This is a genomic window from Borreliella burgdorferi B31 (assembly GCF_000008685.2).
In the GTDB taxonomy this organism is placed as follows: Bacteria; Spirochaetota; Spirochaetia; order Borreliales; family Borreliaceae; genus Borreliella; species Borreliella burgdorferi.
Genome location: NC_001855.1, coordinates 1 through 22,786, shown reverse-complemented (window position 1 = coordinate 22,786; position 22,786 = coordinate 1). Strand labels below are relative to the sequence as shown.

15 protein-coding genes and 5 pseudogenes are annotated in these 22,786 nt (G+C 25.9%); 9 read left to right on the top strand and 11 right to left on the bottom strand.

Annotated elements, in window-relative coordinates:
- Positions 1–319: 319 nt before the first annotated feature.
- Positions 320–493, bottom strand: a complete 174-nt coding sequence (locus BB_RS07750) for a hypothetical protein (protein WP_010890345.1) — start codon at positions 491–493, stop codon at positions 320–322.
- A gap of 840 nt (positions 494–1,333) precedes the next feature.
- Complete coding sequence (locus BB_RS04915) at positions 1,334–2,398, bottom strand: fibronectin-binding protein (RefSeq protein ID WP_010258321.1); 1,065 nt, start codon at positions 2,396–2,398, stop codon at positions 1,334–1,336.
- Between the two features lie 533 nt (positions 2,399–2,931).
- Here BB_RS04915 and BB_RS07830 point away from each other — a divergent pair.
- Positions 2,932–3,416, top strand: a pseudogene (locus tag BB_RS07830) (class I SAM-dependent DNA methyltransferase); the annotation flags it as partial.
- 128 nt (positions 3,417–3,544) lie between these two features.
- Here BB_RS07830 and BB_RS04910 read toward each other — a convergent pair.
- A pseudogene (locus BB_RS04910) lies at positions 3,545–4,835 on the bottom strand (class I SAM-dependent DNA methyltransferase); the annotation flags it as partial.
- Positions 4,836–5,203: 368 nt separating this feature from the next.
- On the bottom strand, positions 5,204–5,407 hold the full coding sequence (locus BB_RS04905; RefSeq protein ID WP_010258180.1) for a hypothetical protein: 204 nt from the start codon (positions 5,405–5,407) through the stop codon (positions 5,204–5,206).
- A 48-nt stretch (positions 5,408–5,455) separates the two neighbouring features.
- On the opposite strand from BB_RS04905, the pseudogene BB_RS07825 reads away from it, so the two are divergent.
- A pseudogene (locus BB_RS07825) lies at positions 5,456–5,707 on the top strand (transposase); the annotation flags it as partial.
- Positions 5,708–5,900: 193 nt separating this feature from the next.
- Here BB_RS07825 and BB_RS04900 read toward each other — a convergent pair.
- A complete protein-coding gene (locus BB_RS04900; RefSeq protein WP_010258176.1) occupies positions 5,901–6,512 on the bottom strand; it encodes a chromosome replication/partitioning protein in 612 nt (203 codons plus the stop codon).
- A gap of 514 nt (positions 6,513–7,026) precedes the next feature.
- Between BB_RS04900 and BB_RS04895 the strand changes: the two genes are divergently transcribed.
- From BB_RS04895 to BB_RS04885, 3 genes are read left to right on the top strand one after another with little or no spacing between them, the layout of a single operon-like run.
- Entirely contained in the window at positions 7,027–7,953 is a 927-nt protein-coding gene (locus BB_RS04895) for a plasmid maintenance protein (RefSeq protein ID WP_010890347.1), read from the top strand.
- Positions 7,946–8,485 (top strand): DUF226 domain-containing protein, encoded by a 540-nt coding sequence (locus tag BB_RS04890; RefSeq protein ID WP_010258166.1) that lies wholly within the window; start codon positions 7,946–7,948, stop codon positions 8,483–8,485. Before BB_RS04895 ends, BB_RS04890 begins: the two co-directional genes overlap by 8 nt.
- The gene (locus BB_RS04885) at positions 8,461–9,210 is read left to right on the top strand and encodes a ParA family protein (protein ID WP_010890338.1); all 750 of its coding nucleotides are present in this window, start codon (positions 8,461–8,463) and stop codon (positions 9,208–9,210) included. Before BB_RS04890 ends, BB_RS04885 begins: the two co-directional genes overlap by 25 nt.
- 339 nt (positions 9,211–9,549) lie before the next feature.
- Here the strand turns inward: BB_RS04885 and BB_RS04880 are convergent, their stop codons facing one another.
- The 3 genes from BB_RS04880 to BB_RS04870 all read right to left on the bottom strand — a co-directional run bounded on the left by BB_RS04880 (position 9,550) and on the right by BB_RS04870 (position 13,495).
- Positions 9,550–10,185 carry a lipoprotein gene (locus tag BB_RS04880; RefSeq protein ID WP_010259178.1) on the bottom strand — a complete coding sequence of 212 codons (636 nt, stop codon included), beginning with the start codon at positions 10,183–10,185 and terminating at the stop codon, positions 9,550–9,552.
- A 654-nt stretch (positions 10,186–10,839) separates the two neighbouring features.
- Entirely contained in the window at positions 10,840–12,486 is a 1,647-nt protein-coding gene (ade, locus tag BB_RS04875) for an adenine deaminase (protein WP_010890337.1), read from the bottom strand.
- 301 nt (positions 12,487–12,787) lie between these two features.
- Positions 12,788–13,495, bottom strand: a complete 708-nt coding sequence (locus BB_RS04870) for a complement regulator-acquiring protein (protein WP_257730682.1) — start codon at positions 13,493–13,495, stop codon at positions 12,788–12,790.
- Positions 13,496–13,927: 432 nt separating this feature from the next.
- On the opposite strand from BB_RS04870, the gene BB_RS04865 reads away from it, so the two are divergent.
- The gene (locus BB_RS04865) at positions 13,928–14,623 is read left to right on the top strand and encodes an SIMPL domain-containing protein (RefSeq protein ID WP_010890332.1); all 696 of its coding nucleotides are present in this window, start codon (positions 13,928–13,930) and stop codon (positions 14,621–14,623) included.
- 130 nt (positions 14,624–14,753) lie between these two features.
- Here BB_RS04865 and BB_RS04860 read toward each other — a convergent pair whose 3' ends face one another.
- Entirely contained in the window at positions 14,754–15,452 is a 699-nt protein-coding gene (locus tag BB_RS04860; RefSeq protein WP_044283619.1) for a hypothetical protein, read from the bottom strand.
- 374 nt (positions 15,453–15,826) lie between these two features.
- Between BB_RS04860 and BB_RS08040 the strand changes: the two are divergent.
- Positions 15,827–16,129: pseudogene (locus tag BB_RS08040) on the top strand (hypothetical protein); the annotation flags it as partial.
- 7 nt (positions 16,130–16,136) lie between these two features.
- Here BB_RS08040 and BB_RS04850 read toward each other — a convergent pair.
- Positions 16,137–16,346, bottom strand: a complete 210-nt coding sequence (locus tag BB_RS04850) for a hypothetical protein (protein ID WP_012665953.1) — start codon at positions 16,344–16,346, stop codon at positions 16,137–16,139.
- A gap of 400 nt (positions 16,347–16,746) precedes the next feature.
- Here BB_RS04850 and BB_RS04845 point away from each other — a divergent pair, with 400 nt between their 5' ends.
- Together BB_RS04845 and BB_RS04840 are read left to right on the top strand one after the other, a co-directional pair.
- Complete coding sequence (locus tag BB_RS04845) at positions 16,747–17,499, top strand: lipoprotein (RefSeq protein WP_010890343.1); 753 nt, start codon at positions 16,747–16,749, stop codon at positions 17,497–17,499.
- 1,524 nt (positions 17,500–19,023) lie between these two features.
- Positions 19,024–21,577 (top strand): annotated as a pseudogene (locus BB_RS04840) (Eco57I restriction-modification methylase domain-containing protein); the annotation flags it as partial.
- A 128-nt stretch (positions 21,578–21,705) separates the two neighbouring features.
- Here the strand turns inward: BB_RS04840 and BB_RS04835 are convergent.
- Positions 21,706–22,599 carry a P12 family lipoprotein gene (locus tag BB_RS04835; protein ID WP_010890342.1) on the bottom strand — a complete coding sequence of 298 codons (894 nt, stop codon included), beginning with the start codon at positions 22,597–22,599 and terminating at the stop codon, positions 21,706–21,708.
- Positions 22,600–22,786: the final 187 nt, after the last annotated feature.

Genomic DNA, 22,786 nt, shown 5'->3' with positions numbered 1-22,786 from the left:
AACTATACAAATTACTCAGCATCTTCTTTTTTTTTAACTTTTTTAGAAAGTCTAAAAAACTTGTGCTAAAATAAAAAAACACATATTATGCTCGCAATTTTCAAATAGTGTAATTAAGCTCTTGTATTTAATAATAATCAAATACTTTTCTCTAAAGTATAGTCAAATAATAGCAACACTAAAAAGTAGTAATATTCATTAATGTGAATCTCTAAATCTCTGGCATACATTTTAAATGTCATTCAACGTCTTATCTTCACAGGATTGCTATTAATAGGAGAAAGTCTAATGCACTCAATTCTCCATTATTGCTATCCACTTAAAGAGATGGGGGATTTGAAAACATAAAATAATTATCAAAAACATTAGCAAATCCCCCTTTATCTCTATGATGCTCCTTCACATCTATATGATTTCTATCTTTACCTTCTACATTAAGCTGATTATCTCTACCATATTTAATATAGCTAAGCGGCTTTTTAACTTTACCCATATTTTTCAGTTTGAATAAAAACCTTTTAACATACTCTTCTATTTGGGATACATCTCCTTTTCAATAAAAATTAAAATGCGCTGATTTTATACATTTACGAAAAAAGTTAATGTATCGAGTTTTTCATTACTAAATCTAAGATTGCTTTTCTAACCTAGTTTTAAATTAATACTTTCATAAGCTTTACAAGCTTTAGTCGCTCCGCATATAAAATCCAAAATTCAATTGTTTTATATAAGTAAATATCAAGTAAATTTAAATTGGATAGTAAAATATTAAATAGGGGAAAAAACAAGCTTAATATTGAGTGATAAATAAATTTTTCTCTTATTAAATAGTATAGTAATGATATCCAAAGTATCAAGGGGCCATTATTCTTCATTAGATACCCTGCACAATTTTAAATATAGTTCTTTAACCTTTTAGTTGTAACAGGCACAATATTTTTAACAATATTAAGTAATCCTTTAACATATTTGCGAATTTCTTTTGATGAATTCTTATTCACTTTTTTTGTTTCATTTGATTCCAATCTTAATTTGAGTTGATAAAATGAAATTAAGATTGGAATCAAGCTGACAATACCATTTTGTATGCAAGCTTAATAGTAAAAGCTATTCTAAATACTTACTTTAAAACATGGCAATCTACCAATTCTGATATAAATCAAAACAATATTTTTGACTTTTATCTAAATCAGTTAATATACCTTTTGTAAATTGACGAAATCCATTTTCTTATCCACAATACTTTTTTACAACTAGAACTTTAATTATTTTACTTTAAACAAGCTACATATTTACATATTATGTAGCCTGTTTTAAATTAAAAAAATTAATATTAGTACCAAACGCCATTCTTGTCAATGATACCTTGCACTTCTTTAAGAGAATCCCTCATTAATAAGATTGACGTTACTATTGCTTTATATGCTTCGTATAAATTAGATTGTTCTTTGATCTTTGCAATTAAAGTTTTTATTTCTGCTTCAATGTTCTCTAATTTCCTTTTTGCATGCGTGTCATTTATGTATACAAAATTTGCTGCAGTCTTTACACTTACTTGAATATAATTTAATAAGGTCTTGAAATTTTTTTCAAGGTCTTCTTTTGTAAACTTTGCAGCTTCTTCTTTAGCTTTGGCTTTAGCAAAGTTGTCAAGGCGTGTAGAATACATTTGGGTTAGCTTTGTTGAAAATAATGTATAAGTATTATATATCTTAGTAATTGTTTGAATTGCTGAATCTACATTATATTTAACACCTTCTAGATAAGATTGATATCGATTGCTTAATCTTATTTCCTCTTCATCCTCTTCATCATATTCATCTAAATAATACTGATCATAATCCTCTTCCTCTATTTCATCAGTGTATGAAATAGAGTTTGATCCTGCAATGCCTTGTAAGGAACTCTTTGGCCTTAAATCAGAATCTATAGTAAGATCAATTTCATTACTTTCAATAGGCTCCTCCAATTCACCACTTTCACCGCTAAGGGAATTTAAACTTCCTTGAGTCATCCCTTTATATTCATCTTGTTGTTTTTGTATTTTTTCTTTTCTAGTCTCAGATTGCTCTTTTAATAATTCAGTTTTTAAACTTTCTTCCTCTAAAATTACATTTTTTTGTAAAAAATTGCTTTTATTAGCAGAGTCCCTTTTTAAACTATGAATATACGGTTCTTTTCTAGAAACCTTGCTTTTGCCTTTCTTTCTAGCAATCTTACCTTTACCTTTCTTATTCATAGGCTTTTTAATAGATTCCTCGCTAGTCTCTAAAATAGAGTTTCCCTTATCAAATAAGCCAGGGGATTCCTCTTTCATTTCATATCTTATGAATAAATCACAACTTATAAAACCAAAAAGTAATCCCAAAGCCAAATATTTACTTTTAACTTTTTTCATGCTTTCTCTCCTTTAAAGTTAATACTAACTTTAAATCATTTTAAGTCGGATTCCAAAAATTAATAAACTTTTCTTATCAAAAAGAGGCAAAATTATTACAATTTTAATTGTAATAATACTAAACTAATATTTACTATTATTTATCAATTCATTGAATTTCTCTTTCTTTTTAAAAATTTAAAATAAGTGCTATCAAGAGGGTGAACAAAGTACTTTTTATTAAATTTTATAAACAGATCTTAAAAAATAACTTCTAAATAAAATTGAAAAAAGTTTAAATGTAGCTACCATCTTATCATATGCTGATTTCATTCTTAGAATTCGAACTGTAATCAGACCTTTATATTCTTTATCAATTATCATTGCCCTGAATCATAAATTTTGCTTTAAAACTTGATGTGCAGGTTTTAGTATTACTAAGTTGAAATATTGCAAATTTAAAAAGTGCTACCACATCTTTAAATCTTTTTTGATTTTGAAATTGATAAATATAGTTAAGTTTATAATTAGCAAATATATGCTTTCTTAATGAACTAGAATTTAGTGATATTGCAGATATAATCAGTTTAATTGAAAATATTTTGGGGAATAAGCCTTCTAGTGGGGATAAAGAAAAAATGAAGAAAATTAGAAAATTAAGTAGCTACTATAAAATTTTTCCACTATGGAATTGAGTTTCCAGATGTTCAGGAAGGATTTGATATTGTAATTAGAAATCCACCATGGGAGAAAACTAAGTTTAATGAATCAGAATTCTTCTCAAAACATATTCCTAGCTACAGAAGACTAAGCATAAAAGAACAAAATAAAATAAAGCAAGAAATACTTAGTAAAGACAATTATTATTTGAATACTGAATACAATGAAGAAAAAAGCAGTATAAGCGCTATTAATAAATATTTATAAAAGTGATTTTAAAGACTTTGCTAGTGGTGGGGATCCAAATCTTTTTAGATACTTTGTTGCATTTAATTTGAAACTAATAAAACCAGGGGGTAATTTAACTTATTTGGTTCCTTAGGCTCTTTGGAGTGAGTCTAGTTCTCTATGTTTAAAGATTTGTCAAAAGATAATAAATAAAGTTTAATTAAAGAAAATATTATTCTTAAATTATCTATATATTCACTTTCCTCATATTCTTTGTATGTAAGTAGCAACTTTGTTTACTTTCTTGTTTGCAAGCTCTTCTTCGGTACGAATGAGATAAATCCCGTCTTAAATAATACGATGAACAGTAGTATCTGCAATTCTTAGGCCATATTCAAGTAGCGTTTCGTATAATTCTCCAAAACTTTTGGGATCTAACCTTGAATACTCTACAAATTTTTCATCTTTAATATTTTTTTCTTCAAAGAAGAGTATTTTAACAAGTATTTCTTCAAGTTCACTAATACTTAGCAAACTTTCATTATTCAAATATTTAACCTTATCTTCTACAAATAATCCTCCATTAAATACGGGGAACTTTATTGAATCACTTCCCTTATCAAGTAAATTAAAAATTGTTATTATTTTTTATATCCTAATTTCTTTTTTGTATTTTAATCATAAAAAAATATCTAAAAGATATAGAAGATCTGTATAGCTTGTTTTCTTCTAAAATTTTCTTAAAACTGTCGTTGTCTTAAATATATGCAATAAAAAATATTCTTAAAATAAAAATAATTGCCTCTTTAAGTATGCTAGCCAAAATATAACGAGTAAATTCTTTGTCTGATACTTTAAATTCTTTGTCATATATATTTTTTTTACAATTTTAAATACTATAGAGTCATCAGGCTTCTCATAAAGCATCTCTCTAAGAGTTTTTTGAATTATATCTTTTTCTTTAACTATTTGCTCTTTTTCAACTGCTATTACATTACTTGTTTTTAGGTAGCTTTCTTTTCTTATAATATAGCTAAATAAAATAAACCATTCTTGTTATTTGTATTCTTTTTTGTCTTCAATTTTAGAAAAATCAAATTCAATATATCTTTTTTCTCCATAAAGTCTTAGATTTATCATATAAGCTCCATACCTTTCCATTTGAAAGTATTCCATAATGTTTTTGATATTGATTTAGACATCTATATAGCTGATCTTCTGCTTCTTTTACCTTATCTTTAGCATCAAAACTAAATACTGGATGCTTAACTTCCGCTATAAGTAAGATATCTTCAGTTGAAAATATGGGAATTATTTTTTTAGCTTCTTCTAATTTTTTATTAAAATCTACTTTGTCTTTATCATTTTCAAAAAGTAGTATATCTACTTTGGATTTTACTCCTTCTATTTGCCCACCTTTTTGTTGTTCTACTGAATAATTTAGTTCTTCGAAAATAGATTTTAGTAAAGACTCTATATTTGCTTCTGTTGAATTATCATCTATTGAAGAAAGTTTATTTTTTATAAAAATAAAAAAGTCTTTTAAACTATTAATACTTTCTTTTCTTATAAAGTCTCTTTACAGTTCTTTATAAAGAGATACATTTGGATCATTTGTTTTTATAATGTAATCGGCTTTCATTGTTTATGTTTAAACCATCATGTTATTTACAAATCCTTTTTAGCCCTTCTTGATACTCACAATACTCTTCTCTAAGATTAGTTTTTTTTAATTAAAAAAACTAATCTTAGAGCAAGTCGACCAAAACTTATTTTAATATTTACTTGACTATAAATAATTTATATTTAGAATAAGCTTTTAAACTTATTTCTCACTTTTTATCAATTCTCAATTAATTAGATTTATTATTTTTTTATAAGACACCTCTTGATTAAAGAGTATCTAAAAAACACTTTTTTCTTTAATCCGAACTTTTCTTAAACGCTCTCCAATTTGTGAAGCATAAACAAAAAAATGTTTTTATCCTTTTCATTTTTAAAATTACAATTATAGAGTCTTTTGTTAATTTCTTCTTTAAAAGCATCTTGCTCAGAACTATATAAGCAACAAAGCTGTGAAAAATTTTTAAAAGAACTTATCAGTGCAAAAACAACGCAAGTAATAACCCGGTTTTTATTCATAATAATCCCCTCCCAAAATTAAAAAATAAATCAAAGACTTTGATTTACAATTTTTTAGCAAGTAGTGAAAGTGAAAAAACAAATCATCCTAAATATGTAACAAAAAATGAAAATAGGCTTAATAAATACCAAAGAAAATTATCAAAAAACAAAAAGGTTCTATTAATATAAACAAATCTAAATTAAGAGGCTAGGCTATATAAGAAAATTTCAAATCAAAGAAAAGATTTTTTACATAAATTATTATTTCTTTACTTTGTAGATAATTATAAAAACATAGTGATAGAGAGCTTATTAATTACTCGGACATGCAACAGGGATTTAAAGTTAAAAAACCTAGCATTCAATGTCAAATTCCAAAATTTAGATTTAAAAATGAAAAAAACCCTTTTCGGGGCATCTTTTCGACATTAAACTAGGCAAAACAACTTAAGCCTATTAGAAGTAATAGAGTATCATTAATTAAGCATTAAAGTCAATAACCCTTGAAAATTTATTTATTCCTTTTCTTTTTAGAATTATCATATTTAATTATAATCTCCGATAAAATATCTTTTTTATTTTTAAAAATCTCCTTTAAAACAAAATATACTCTTTTGGTATCTTTTCTACAAAAATCATATAATTCATTATCTTTTATTAAAATTCTAATTGGGATATTTTCTTTGTTGTTTGTATTAATATCTTCTTGATTTATTTCTGATAACCCTTGTTTTTGTATGGCGTGATATATGCTATTAAACCCCGCTTCCTTAATTTTATCAATAGAAATAACACCTTCTAAAACCTTTTCATAAACTTTTAAATATGTATAAGCCTGGGTTTTTGCAATTATAAAAGATTTTATAAATTGTTCAAAGCTTTTAAAACCATCATATTTGTAAAGCTTTTTTTGTTTAATTTCATATAGAATTTTCATTCTTTGAATTTTATTGTCAATATCATCTTTTAAATTAAGCTTTAATTGGTCTTTTAGATCATTATAAATTATTAAATTTTCATCTTGATTATTATTTAAATTTTGACTTTTATCAATAAAATCTTCAAATCTATCATTTAAAATGATCTCTTTTTTATTTTTCTTTTTACTTTCTTTCCCTATCATTTTGCACTCCTATTGCTTTAAAAGCAGATATTTATATGTATTTAACATTAACTTGCATTTAAAAAATAAGTTTAGACTAATAACATGAGACAAAAACACATAATAAATCTAATATCACTAATATATGAATAATTATTGACACAAGTTAAAATTTGTGTCAATAATTATTCACAAATAAAATCGTTCGGTTCTGAACAATACAAGAGGATATTTCTAAATCAAAGATTATATAAATAGTGGTTAAAGAAAATCTATTTTTTTAGATTGTTTTGATTATTTACACCCTGGTTGTTATTTATTATTCTATTCTTAATTGAGCCTATTAAAAAGCTTCATTCTAGCTACTGCATAATAGTAAATGCTTTTTTGTCAAAAAATCACCCCCTCTCCCAATTAGCTTAAATATTCTTAAAATGGTTTTTGGCTTTAATTTTAACAGAAGATTGAAATTTATTATTTTATATACTATAATTTTTAACTGTAAATTAACACACATTAAGCTGAGGGACAAAAAATGAAAGCCGTTATACCTAGTTATAGCCATCAAATTAATACCAATAAATCTAATAAATTACTTTCAAAAGACTGTAAACTTAAAAAAATAATTTCGGTTATTATTTACTTAAATAAAGAGTTTGAAAAAAAATATAATGAATCAATACACAGAATTCATTTTGACCCTGAAAAACTAAAAGAAATTCGGGTTCATCATCAAGGAGATATACTTCGAGTGCTAAACTCAAATATACATAGAGAGAATAAAAAAGAAACTACAATTAATACTCTAAGAATAGATTTAAGATTTTTGGTTAAGCTAAAAGCATTGGAAAAAAGAATGCTAACATTTTCAAATAACTTCGGAGAATTTAGAGGAAAGCTCTGTATATATAAGGCATCCCCTATTGCATATAAATTGATCGACACATATTTTAGCAACACCAAATCAGACTTAATTAAAAAAGTAAAGAAAGAAAAAGATGTTTTAAGGGAAAAGAAAGAGCATTGTAAACCTCAAAATATCACTGAAAATATCACTGTATATAATAAACAATATATAAATATATATAATAAGAATTCTATAGAAAACTCTTTTTTAAAAAAAATTAAATCCATAGTTTCTAATACAAAAAACCCAATTAAAACACTAAAAAACACTTTATTAAACTATAAAGATTTTAAAAATTATTTAAAATATGATTATGAGGTAAAAGATATTAAAGAGTTTTTCTTGTCCAAATTAAACATTTATAAGCATAAAATCCACTTTATGAGAAAAATTGCACCCTATAAAACCGATTTTTATACTCTTGCAGGAGAATTTAAAGATATTTATACTACTAAATGGAAAGCAGATAAAATAACTAGCTTTTCAGGACATGCTGGTACAATAGCCAATAATATTTTATCTAAAATTTTGTCAAAGGGATTGAAATTTGAGTAATTTGCTTGAAAAACTCAGAAACAAAAAAAGTGATATAGAAAAAAGAATTATATTCAATAGAATTGAAGAAATAGATAGTAGAAAAATATACTGTACAAAAATATTTAAACATTTAGTTAGTTTTAAAATTACAAACAAAGGAAAAAGGCTAAGACTTACTTTTCAAGAATTTAATAACAATGAAGATTTTCTTTTCTTCAATTTATTTCCTTTAAGAGAAAATGATAAGTTCCTAGAAATAAAATATAAGCATGATAAACTTGATAGACCCTTTTTTCTTAAAAAAGAAAATAATAAAACTTATGCAATAAAAAAGCTCTATTATATAGAGTTTGTCTTTAAAAATGGCTCTATTAAAGCCTATGTTCAATCTTTAAGAACACTTTTAAGAAAAAATAAAGAAACTACCGAGTATTATCAATTCAATTTATCACATTTGAAAAAAATGGAAAAAAAAGTATATGAATTTTATAATAAAAAACTAAAAGATGGGGGGGTTATAAATAAATGGATCAAAAAAAACCAATTGTAATTACACTTGCAAGTTTAAAAGGAGGAGTCGGCAAAAGTTCACTTTCTATACTTTTTTCTTATGTTTTAAAAGAATTGGGGAAAAAAGTGCTACTGATTGATTTAGATCCACAAAATTCTTTAACTTCTTATTTTAATAAGTATATTTCAAGTATTAAAAAGTATAACGTTTATGAATTTTTAAAAGGAAATACGTATTTTGATAAATGTGAAAATAAAATTAATGAATTTATTTCTATAATTCCCTCTCATCCTATTTTAGAAAAATTTAACACGGATGATATAGATTATAAAGAAATTATTTTAGAATTTAGATTAAATAAGAGCACCAAAAGTTTTGATTTTGATTATATTATAATAGATACTTCTCCTAGTAGGAATTTCCTTTTAAAGAATGCTCTAAATGTTACAGACCATATTATAATCCCAGTTCAAGTAGAAAGATGGTCAATAGAAAGCTTTTCTATTTTAACAGAAACAATAAATAATATTCAGATCATTAAAAACAAAAGATATAATATTTCTATTATAGAAAACCAATTTATTAAAAATAGGAATACCTTAAAAGAGGTAGAAGAAGTGCTTTATGAAAAGTATGGCAAATATATAAAAGGTAAAATTCACTTTTCAAATAGTATAAAAGTTTTTATAAATGACCTTTTAGAGCCTTCTTTGAAAGAAATTTATTATAGGGAAGCTGAAAGCGCTTTAAAAAATATACTGTAAATCGCTATTCTGCTAATTGCTGGATTTTAGAAATAAAAATTATAAAGAATTTTACCTAATTGGTTTTGATGATCTTAAAAATATAAAATTAACCATAAATTAATTATTTTTATTGTACGAAGTTGAATTTTAGCATCAAAAAACTAATTGATTTAAACTTATAAAAAATTCTAAATATTTGAATTAGAAGCTTATCAATTGTAGTATTAAAAATACAAATCTAAAATTAAGTGATATTCTTTAGATTTACAGTGGCTTTAGCAAGTTACATTTCAATAAAATAAAGAAGCCCCTATTTTTAGGGGCTTCTTTATTTTATTGAAATGTAGTATTTTAGTTTCAATTGTTAGGTTTTTCTTTTCCAAATATTTCTTCTTCTAATTCTTCGTCTTCTTCGTCTCCAAAATCTTCTCTATCTAACATCTCTTGCTCTTGTTCTGCCTCTAATTCTGCTTCTATTCTGCCATCAGGATCATCTACAAATTCTGCATCTCCGCCGCCCGGTATCGGACTTCCTAATAGTGGTTTTTTCTTGCTTTTTAGTAAATGTTTTTTAAGTTCAGATAATCGAATTATATATATCTTATTATCTTTAAATTCTAATAAAATATGATCATTATGTTTTTTTATGGAAGTTAATTTTTTATTATTATTGCCAATATTTATAACTTTTAAAGCTGTTTGAATTCCAAGAAGCATGGCTTTTTTAAAATCATATCTTCTTTTAGATTTTACTTTAAAAAGCTCTTGATTATTAATACAATCTTTAATTATAATTCTGCTATCTTTTTCTTTTATGCAAAGTGTAGTGTTAGTACCTTTTTCAGTGTCTATATTTTCTTTATTGATAGGATTTGAAACCGATTTAGCGGGTACTTTAAAATTGTATTTTTGGCGTGATCGAGAATCTTTTGAAAAAAGATTGCATGAAAGCAATAATAAACATAAACTTAAATTGATAATATATTTTTTCAATTTATAACTCCTTAATTTAATATTTACTTTATTTAAAAGTATATGTTTAATTTTTTATTAACTATTTCCCAATAATATTGATATTATAATTAATAAATATCTTTTTTTAAAATAAAATTTTTATAGAGGTAATAAAAAATATAAGTGCAAAAATATAATCTCATAAGGATGCTATTAAAAGCGGAGCCGAAACAAAAATGATTTTTTATTGATTTATTTTTAGATGTAATGAGATAAAAAAAATTTCACTAGTTTTTATATAAGCTCGGGTTCTAAGGGAGCTAAAGAATTAATTAATTTGTTTCTTAAGATTAAGACTTGGACAAACAATAGTTTATTTTAACCGGGGGGTATAAATGTTATTTATTGAGAAGATGCATCAATATTTACACATATGGTTTCCATAAATTAAATCAATAGTAACGTTTTGCGTTATTACAGGATATTATTTATGGTGCTTGTGCCTCCAAACAGCAATCAAAAACTACTTTTTGCTTAAGGATTTAATGCATAAAATTTTTAAAATAAAAAACTGCCAGACACACAATTAATAATCCTTAATAGATAATAACAGACAAAAAACTTTTGAGTTCCTTCTACAATTTTATCGCTTAATTTTTTAATCTTTTTTTGCCTTTTTATAATAATTTAAAATTAATAATCTACAAAACAAAAAGAATCAACATCAAACAGTCCTTTATCATTTATCTTTAAATGGGGAACCACCGTTAAAGACATAAAAGACAAAGTCATTAGAGGATCATCAAGCCGAGAGCCTAAAACATTTTTACAAAAATCATTTAATTTTATATATTGTGAAGCTACTCTTTCGGCTGAAAGAGTACTCATTAATCCAGAAATAGGAAGTTCCATTATTATAGTTTTTTCATTGTTTAGTGCACATAAACCCCCCTTATTCTGGATGATTGTATTTGCCGCTTTACACAAATATTCATCATTGCTTCCAACAAGTATGATGTTGTGAGAATCATGAGCAACTGTACTTCCTATGGCGCCGTTTCTTATTCCAAAATTTTTTATAAATCCTATAGAAATTTTACTATTGTCTTTATATCGATTTATTATAGCTATTTTTAAAATATCCTCGGCAATATTAGATTGAAAATCTGGGGCCAATAAATTGCTATCAATCATAGTTTTATGAGTAATAATTTGGTTGCTGATGCATTTGATTACTGGGATCATCTTATTTTTAGTGGAAAATTTAAAATCCGAAATAGATTTTTTGCTACAATTAAAATTGTTTATAGGAATTTCATTTATTAATGGGATAAGTGAAATTCCATCATTAAAAACCAATTTACCATTAATGTAGGTTTTATTTATTTTGAATGTTTTGATATCTTTTGTAATTATAAAATCAGCAGGATCTCCTATTCTTAACAACCCCACTGGGATTTTATAGTGTAAAACCGGATTAATGCATGCTATTTTCAAAACATCAAAAAAGTCGTGCCCATGCTTTATTGCACGAGCTACTATTAAATTAATATGTCCATTTAGAATGTCATTTGGGTGTGCATCATCAAAACAAAACATTAAGGAATCACAATATTTTTTAGAACATTCACTAATCAAAGGATGCAAAGATTCAAAATTTTTAGCGGCACTTCCTTCTCTAATTAGTATTTTCATGCCCAAAGATAATTTATATCTTGCATCTTCTATTGTTAAACATTCATGATCAGTGCTAATGCCTGAAGATGCATACTTTAAAGTTAAATTGGGGGACAAACCAGGAGCATGCCCATCAACAACCTTATTACGCTTTAATGCAGAATTTATTTTATTTATAATTTCAATATCTTTGTTAATCACGCCTTTAAAATCCATTACTTCAGCCAAATAGTAAATATCATCTAATTTCATCAATTCATCTATATCTTTATCATTTAATACATATCCTGAAGTTTCAAATTCTTGTGACAACGCTGGCACACAAGAAGGAGCTCCAAAAAAAAATTTAAACTCGGTTTTTTTAGAATTATTTATCATAAAATTGATGCCATCAATACCATTAACATTGGCTATTTCATGAGGATCGCTTATTGTAGCCACAGTGCCGTGTGCAACTACTAAATGAGCAAAGTTTGATGGAACAAGAAAAGAACTCTCTATATGTATATGCGCATCAATAAATCCTGGCAGCACATATTCATCCAATGTCGCATTAATTTTTTCTATGCTCGCAATATGACCGTTTGCAATCGCTATACTAGCTGGATAAATTTCTTTATTAAAGATGTCAATATAATTAGCTTCAATTTTAAATAAATCCATTATTTATCCTCTCCTAAAAACTTTTTGTTCATAATATACTCTACCTTAAAATCTTTAAACTTAAATTATAGCGCAAAGTGCCAGTATATTTAATTGCAACTGTATTTAGAAAAAATAAAAATCGTCGATATTTGTTATATACGATAAAAATCGAAGATAATTTTTTGGGTAAAATAAATAGAAAAAATTTAAATAAAAAATAGCTAGCAATTCTAATTTTGATACCAGCAAAGATTATGTGGTAAAGTATCAAACAATTTTTAATTGATTTTTATAAAAAGGTTTTACATTAAATTTAAAATTAAATAACAATAATATTTCGAATCTCTTTTTCTAGATTTATAGGATTTTTATCCATGCTTAAAACAATATCTGAAAAAGCTTTATTTAAATAATCTCCCAATTTGATATTTTCAGACTTGATGGACTCTTTATTGCTGTTATAATCATTTAATAATTGTTTAACAAGCTCTCTAAAGGTTGTTCTTAAAGATAAAAAATTTTCAAGACAAATTTTAATCCTTTTAAGATCAGGAATATTTAATAACATTAGGTTGTTTTTTTTATCAAGTAACAGCCTCATTATTGCCTCAAATCTAAATTGGAATTCTATGCCCGCATTTTGCATAATTTTATTAGCAATCTTCTTAATGCTATGTAAATTTGAATTTAAAATTAATCCTAATTCTTTCAACTCGCTTTCATTGTAATCTAAAACCGCATACAAACACCCTCTAGCCTTTTTAGATTCTTCTACATTATCAGCAAGTGTTTTCCTTAGTGTATACCAACTAACATTTTTAAATGGAAGATTATATTGATTAGATGGCTCACTTTTGAATTTTTCAAAAGAATTATCTATGGCTTTATTATTAACTTCTACAAAATTATTTATCCAAGATAAAAGTTCATTCTTTTCTCCCCGCACATATTTTTTCCCAAGTTGTTTTTTATAATTATGATTTTTGCTAGCCTTATTTTTATTTAAACCATCGTTTTGATATGAAATAAATAAAAAAATATTGATTAATAATATTAATTTTTTTTCATAAATAAAGCCCTTAAAATGGTTTTACAGAATATCTGCAAAGCCATAATACAAACTTATAATAAATATTAAATAGTAATCATTATAAAATTAAATATAATTTAAAAATGATTTTTTTGCAATATTTTGAAATGTTAAATAATTATGTGCTATTTCTAAACACAAGATTATAAAATAACTTCTTGCTTTAATATCATGATGGCTTTTAATTGCTTCAATTAACTTAAATTATGCAGCTATCTTGGCTTTTCTTTTTTATAAAACATTGTCTTTAGCAAGGTCATAAAATTATGATCTACTAAAATGTATTCGGATTTATTAATATTAAGCAATATGTTAAAATAAATTTAAATACAGTAATTTAATATATTATTGCTTTTAGGAGGTCAATCTATGTTTAGAGGAAAAGAAATATATTTCTTGTTATTTTCGTTACTTTTGTTTATATCATCAATTATAATTTCTCACGGAATAAAAAACATTGGCACCAAAAATGAAAATTATATTACGGTAAAGGGTCTTAGCGAAAGAGAAATTTTATCAACGTCTTCTAGTTGGGGGCTTAGATACAGCTTAACCGGTAACACTATAAATGATATTAATAAAGCAAATAATTTAAGCTTATCGAAGATTAAAAGTTTTTTTTTAAAACATGGATTTAGCGAAGACCATATAAAAATGGGATTTATGGAATTTAATGAAGAGACTTACAAAGAATCTCTTTATAAGTATAGAGCATATATATCTTTAACTGTTCATACAAAAAATATTGAGAAAATGGAAGCAGCAGAAAAAAATATTGCTGAGCTTTATAATCAAGGTATATTAATTAGTAATAGTGGGGGGCCAAGATATTACTTTGACAATATTAATGATATAAAGCCCGAAATGTTAGCAGATTCAATTAGAAATGCGAAATTAGCGGCTTTGGAATTTGCAAAACATTCAAGTTCAAAATTGGGGAAAATTAAAAACGCAAATCAAGGATATTTTGAATTTCTTCCAATTGATAGAAGCTTGGGCGATCAAGAACGTTATCCAAAAAAAATATTAAGAATCGTTACAACCGTTTCTTATTATTTGGATTGATATTTGGCGAACTATTTTTTCTAAAAACCCATATAAATAGCTTGCGGTTTCATACCATGACGCGATCTACACACCTAATTGAAGCATAGCTATATATATTTATTGCTGTACTCTTTATCTTGTTGGCTGCTTAGCTTAAAGTTGTCAATGTTTTTTCGTACTCACCATCATTTTTGTTTTTAAGTTCGCTGCATACACCTTCAAAGTATGTTTCTACATTTTTCATAAGAGTTTGAATACATTTTTTAGTTTCAATTTTACTGTTTGAATGTTCTTTAAAAGAAACGCTTACCGAATTTTCAGCATTAAACTTATTTACAACGGTTTTAAGTTCATTGTATTTTTGGGTACTTTTATCACCATTGCTACTTACCGATATTTTTAGCAACTCATCCAGTAATTTCACCATCTTTAGTCCATTCTTCAAATTACTTTTGGCTGCATAGGTAGCATTATAACCTATATTAATTAGTGTTTGAAAAACCGAATCAATTTTTTCTGATGAATTCTTTATCAATTTGATTAAGCGAGGAGTATCCTTTACTTCTATGTTTTTACTTTCCTTGGTATTTTTTTGATCTTCAATTTCTTTTTTGGATTTTTCAGAGTCATCTTGAGCTTCCTTTGCTAAATTTTCTAGCTCTTCCGGAGTTAATTTTGTGATTTTTTCCGAACTTAGGCCTGTGGCTTCACTTATCTCATCTAATACTTGATCAATAGATGTTAGTGCTGATTTACTTTCTACAGTTGCTTCATCAATGGTATTGTCTACATACCATTTACATGAAATTATTAGCAGTATAGATATTGCCAATATTAGTTTACTCATTTGTAAACTCCTTTAGGCGGTGTAGTTATAGTGCAAATATTTAGCTTAGACTATAAAAATCCTCAAAAGTGAAAGTCAGGGATAAGAAGATTTTTGATTTAGTTAACAATCTCCTTTCGGCGATAAAGAATTGAAGATTCCCTTATTGAAGAGTAAACCTAGCAGTAAATTTAAAATCATTGATCCTAAAAGGATAATAGTAATCCTAAAAAGTATACAAAATTATAAATTAATGAAATTTTAATGCTACTAAAAGATAATGTTGACAACATTAATTCGTAGCAATCCAAATATAAAGGCTTAAAAACTTATAAAAATGGGAGAGCTTGTTATTCCCAGCAGAAACAGTTTGTGGAATTGGTACAAATGTATAATCCAAAAATGATCTTGAAAATTTTTCTAATTTTACTTTATTTAGAACATTTTAAGCTTAGTAAAGCAAAAATAAATAAAATGCTAAATTTGAACTCCAAAGACGAATTCTTTAAAGAAAAAGAAAATAATTTTATTGTAGCCGGTCTTATTTTTTAACTATAAAAGAATTTAAAATCTTACTTAATGATTTTAACACATTAAAAAATAAAAAAGGAGAAAAATATTTTCTTTCTTTGGCAAAGGGTTCTTGCAACTATTTACTAAATGTGCGCCCTATTTGTGAATTTAAAAAAATCTCATAAATGCCTATTAATTAAAAATATCCAAAAAATTGAGGTAAAATGGGGCAAATATTGAAAAGTATATTCCCAATATCCCAATCATAGTGCCAAAATCGATTACTAAAAATAAACCCATGAACTGCTTTATAACAAAAAAAATATTTTTTCCAACATTGCTTTCATAGATATATGGACTGCCAAATTCTCTTAAATTTGAAATTATTTCGTCAATTTCCATTTGTTTTTGAATTGTATACTTCAAATAACTTTTAAGAACTTGATAATTTCCAATTTTGTTATTCATAAATTTCATAAGATATTTAAAAGTTAAAAATCAAAATAGTTGAGTGCTGATCAAGACCGAAACACAGTCAAAATAAGAAAAATTACATAAGATTTGAAAAAAATAAAAAAATTCTTAGAAAAGCTCAAAAAATATCTTGTGAATCCAAAAAATTATAAAAAAATCAAAGAAGGCGTAATGCCTCTAAGAAAAAATTAGAATTTCCCAAACCAGAATTAAAAAAATCTTTACCCACAAGTTAATTGTAAAGATTTTTGCAGTTAAGGTAGAAATGAATTTTGAGCTATAATTCACTAAATATATTAAATATTACACTACAAGGAGGTGTTTACAAATGAGTAAACTAATATTGGCAATATCTATACTGCTAATAATTTCATGTAAATGGCATGTAGACAATCCCATTGATGAAGCAACTGCAGAAAGTAAATCAGCACTAACATCTGTTGATCAAGTATTAGATGAGATAAGTGAAGCTACAGGTCTAAGTTCGGAAAAAATCACAAAATTAACTCCGGAAGAGCTAGAAAATTTAGCAAAGGAAGCTCAAGATGATTCTGAAAAATCCAAAAAAGAAATTGAAGATCAAAAAAATACCAAGGAAAGTAAAAACATAGAAGTAAAGGATACTCCTCGCTTAATCAAATTGATTAAGAATTCATCAGAAAAAATTGATTCGGTTTTTCAAACACTAATTAATATAGGTTATAATGCTACCTATGCAGCCAAAAGTAATTTGAAGAATGGACTAAAGATGGTGAAATTACTGGATGAGTTGCTAAAAATATCGGTAAGTAGCAATGGTGATAAAAGTACCCAAAAATACAATGAACTTAAAACCGTTGTAAATAGGTTTAATGCTGAAAATTCAGCGATAAAGGTACCATTAGAAAATGGTAGTAAAATTGAAGCCAAAAAGTGCATAAAAACTCTTATGACCAATGTGGAAACCTATTTCAAGGGCGTGAGCACCGAACTCAAAGATAAAAAAGACGACAAATATACTAAAATATTGGCAGCTTTGAGTGAGGCAGCCAATAAAATAGAGAATGCAGCAATGGCCATACATTTGTGCTTTAATAATTAAAACTGGGCATTTTGGTTTACAATTCTAATAAAAAGAAAAATTCTAAAAATTTCAACTAAAATCCCAAAGTAATTTTCTATTCAAAAAAAACACCCGCAATCCTCTTGAAATTTTTTTCAAAGGAATTTTGGGGTTTTTATAAAAACCATTGAATATAATCAAATTATTCCATAATATGAGGTTAAAATATAATGAATAATCAAAAATTTCAAAAACCTCCTATAGTAAACAATATCAAAAACCTAGCAAGTTTGTTTGCAAACAAAACCAGAGTCTTTTTTTTTTTAATGACAAATAGAACAAACACTAACTTTAGAAGAGCCCAAACCATCATATATACTATTTTCCTTATGCATCTAAACAGTGAAAGCAAAATCAAAATATAGATAACATAGTGAATTTCATTCTTGATGAGCTTTCAATAAATAGCATTTTAAATATTGTCGAAACTTTTGCAAAAAAGAATGAATTTTAAAATATAAAAACAATATTATTAGATATTATCGATACCGTGAATGGAATTGATCTGAAATTGACTTTCAAAAATTTTTATGTCACAAGTTCGGGTTCATACTCAAAGATTCGTGTCTCAACTTTTATTAAAATTTTCTAATTCAATATGATTATTTTTTTAGAAAGACCAAAGGTATTTGCCATGCTCCAGACCGATTATCAATTTCATTGTCAAAAATCTTAACGAAATATTCAAAAAAATCAATCTTTAAAAGGGATCCTCGACTATTGACAAAGTTGCCGTTTTAAATTTTATAATTAGAACCGAAACCTTTCTATTAAAAACTGTCAAAATCACTTCAAATCATTCTCTAAAATCTCAAAAAGTTACCATAGAACACATACTAAAAAATGTCTGCGGATTTGAATATTGGGATTAAATTTTGGAACTAAAATTTATCATAAACTTAATTATTTTAAATTATTTGATTAGATACAAAAAATCTTTTGAGTATGTCTATCAGTCAATCTAGTTTTAATGTCTTTTTTTTAAAACCTAGATCATTTTTTCAAATTTTTGAATAAATATAAGAATTTTTATATTTATTATTACTTAATTTATCTTTGCTAAATTTCCTTAGTTTAGTTTAAATCAATTCAATCCCATTGAGTATTTTACACCATTTTATAAGTTATAAATGCTATATAAAAACCTTTTTTCATCTTCTTTTCAGAAGATTGGCAATCGTTTCATTAATATTGCATGTCAAATAACGTTATTAAAGCATTCCAATTTAAAAAAATCTTCTATGGAAATTCATTTTATGTAACACTAATTTCCCCAATTTAAGTTTTATTTTGTTTGGGGCACTATAATAATAATTTTTATTAGATTAAAAATTTTCTAGAATTTAAAGATATATTTGGATTTATTTTGTATTTAGCTTAATATTGGTAATTAAATAATTATTCATGTTCTAAATCCATAAAAGACATATAGTCCTTTATAGATCAAAATATTCTTTATTGGGCCTATTATAGGCCATAATACACTAGGATAGATATTGGTTTACTACTATTCACCGCATTCTTAAAAATGGAACTTATTTTATTTATTCTGAAGAAGAGCTTAAAAACAAGAAAGTAAACAAAGTTGCTACCTATTATAAAGGCAATATTTATCTTGCATCTAGATCTCTTGACAGAAAGAAAAATGGAGCATATTACACCCCAGAAGATTTGACGGAATTTATGGTTGTGTCTTCAATTGAAGAACGGCTTAAAACTAAATCCCCTTTAGATATAAAAATCATTGATAATTCTTGTGGATCGGGAAATTTTTTAATTTCTTGTCTAGATTACTTAACAGAAAAAGTGTGGTACGAGCTAGATAAATTTGAAGATGTAAAAAAAAATTAGATATGGAGTATAGAAATGTTATTAATAAAGCTAAAAAATATAATATTCAAGACAGTATAAGCCGGAAGACCGTTCTTAAAAGAATGTTGCTTGGAAAATGTATTTACGGAGTTGATATTGATCATATATCTGTACAAATCGCAATGTTAGGTTTATGGATTAATACCTTTATTTTTTTGAAACGCCACTAAGCTTGATTAAACATCACATAAAAGTAGGAAATGCCCTTTTAGGGTATACCAAGGATGAATTTTTGAATATTTTGGATAACGAATTTAGAGGTAACTGCTTGTCAGTTGTAAAAAAGATTAACGAAATTATGACTATTTTAGAAGATATCCATCAAAAAATCAAAGGTATTAATTATACCATTAAAGAAGATTTAGAAAAATCTAAAAAGATATACAAAGAATATCAGGAAAATGAAAATATAAATAATTTAAGAATAATATTTTCTTTAATTAAACTTTATTCGTTGTCTTTTGATAAATCTTTGAATATAAAATTTAGTGATATTACAACCGTAATTAATTTGATTGGAAATATTTTAGACAGTAAAATTTCTAGTGAAGATAAAGAAAAAATAGAAAAAAATTAGAAAATTAAGTAGTTATTATAAATTTTTTCACTATGGAATTGAGTTTCCAGATATTCAAGAAGGATTTGATATTGTAATTGGAAATCCTCCATGGGAGAAAACTAAGTTTGATGAATCTGAATTTTTATCAAAACATGTTCTTAACTACAGAAAACTAAGCATAAAAGAACAAAATAAGATAAAACAAGAACTACTTAGTAAAGAGAATCATCCTTTGAGTATCGAGCGCTATGAGGAAAAGAACAGTTTGAAAACTTTGAATAATATGTATAGGTTGGTGTTCAGAGAATTTTCTAGTGGGGGGGTCCGAATCTTTTTAGATATTTTACGGCTTTCAATTTGAAGCTAGTGAAGCCCGGCGGCAACTTAACTTATTTGACTCCTTCCAGTTTGTGGAGCGAATCCGGCTCTAAAGCACTGAGGCAGCATATATTTTCAAATTACAAGCTTAATTATATATACCAGTTTGAAAATCAGAAAGGGTTTAGGGCCATGACCCCTGGCTTCAAATTTGCAATATTTCAGATCAGTAATAGTAAAGAACCCACAACGAAATTTAGAGTAAAATTTGTTATCCAGAGTAGCGATAATATCATGAAAGAAATAACCAGTGATCTGAAAGAGGGTAATGAAAATGCTTATAAGGGAATCGAATTGGATATAGCTCAAATCAAAAGGCTATCTCCTATTCAAGAGTCCATAATAGAATTTAGAGATAGCGCTGAGTTCACGCTTGTTAATAAAATGTTTAGTCGATTTGATACTCTTATTCAAGAGTATATTGATTTTAGAGAGGGACTAAATTTAACAAAGTATAAGGCACTGTATAAAGAATATAATAATGAAAAATTTATATTTCTGTATTCTGGAGCCAATATTCACCAATTTAATTCAAGATTTTTTGAAGATAGAGCTGCAAAAGAAAGTTCTAAATTACTATGGATAGATAAAAAAGACTTAGAAAAAGTATTAATGAAAGACAGCCAATATCAAGCCGAAAGAGTATTCTATAGGGTAATTGCAAGTAACACAAATGAAAGAACGATGATTAGCACACTTTCTCCTAAAAATTGTTATTGCGTGAATTCAATATATATAAATTATGAGGAAATACCAATATCACTTTATAAAAAATTATTTATTATATCAATTTTTAACTCATTTGTGTTTGACTTTATAATTAGAAGATTTGTTAACTCAAATGTGCTAAAATCATGTTTATATCAATGCCCAATGCCTCAACCCGAAGAGGATGAGATTTTAAATAACTCTTTATACTTAACTTTAGCTAAAAACACTTCCTTGCTAATAGTTAAAAATGATCCCGATAACTTTAAATATTTGCTTTACTTAGAATATTTTGAGTTTGGCAAAGAAGAAGTTGACAAGATGTTAAATCTAGACCCCAAAGATGAATTCTTTAAAGAAAAAGAAAATGAAAATAATTTCATTGTGGCCAGTCTTTACTCGTTAACCAAAGAAGATTTTGTAACTTTGCTTAATGATTTTAAGGTTTGCAAAAACAAAAAAGGAGAAGATTATATTTCATCTTTAATAAAAGGATATGAGAATTATTTAAGAAGAATGGATAAGCATAATGCAGCGTAAATAGATTTGATGAGCCTCTGTTTGTGAAAGTCTGAGTTTGGTACACACAGACACTGAAATTATTTAATTTACTTTGTAAATTTATTTCCACCTAAATTTCATAGAAATTATAAGTGGAATATTCTTTGTTATTTTTTATTGAGACTTTCTAAAACAGTTTTTGCATGTTTAATAAGCTCTTTTATTTCTTCCTTTCTCACCATTGGTTCAATTCTTTTAGAGGCAAAAGATTCTAAATTACTTAAAGCACTTCTTGCGTCACTTAAAGCCTGTCTAGACAATTTTAATGCATAAGATCTATTATTTTTACTCTCTAATCTTTTAATAATGCTTTCTTTTAACCTTTTCTGAGCGTTGTCAAAAAAGAAAGCCGCAGAGCTTATTTCATTTTCTGCCATATCAATCATATTTATAAGCTGCTCAAGTTCACTATCTATCTTTAAATTATTTTGCAACAATTGTGTTAATTTATTTATCTTATCTCTATTGTTCTTAGGATTCTCCATTAATGATGTTTTTTTATTGTTAATCTTTCCAATTACATCATACAAATCAGCTTTTATTAAAGCATATTCATCTTTAATTACACGTACTTCTCTAATTAATTCAGAAAATTTAGAGTTTTTAAGAATATTTTCTTCTAAATATTTAATTGCTGCATCAGCTTCCTTTTCTTCATTAGTAGAAGGGATTAAATTCTCCTTTTTTGTCTCTTTTTTTTCAGTATGCGCAATTGAAATATTTGGTATATTAGCCTTATTCTTTGGTGATTCTGAAGGTATTATAGGCTCTATAGGATTAATTAAATCCTCATATTTCCGTTCTCCAAAATTTTTAGTAAAGCTTTTTTGCTTTTCTTGATTATTATATAAATCATTAAGACCATCTTCTTGAACACTATCCGAAACTTCTTTTACATTATTGTTATTTTTTTGTTCTTTGTTACTAGATAATTTGGAATCTAGATTACAAGACATCAATCCTCCCATTAATAATGCATATAAAAACAAACTTTTTCTCATAAAAATATTCTCCTTTTATCAATTAAGAATAATTATTATAAATAATAATTATTCTTAATTGATATTATATATCAATTTGTTCTAATTACAATAAATTGTAAATAAAAATATTTTTCAAAAGTATTTAGATATTTAAGATTTTTGTATAACAAAATGTTAAGTGAAAAGATTATATAAATTAGTAGTT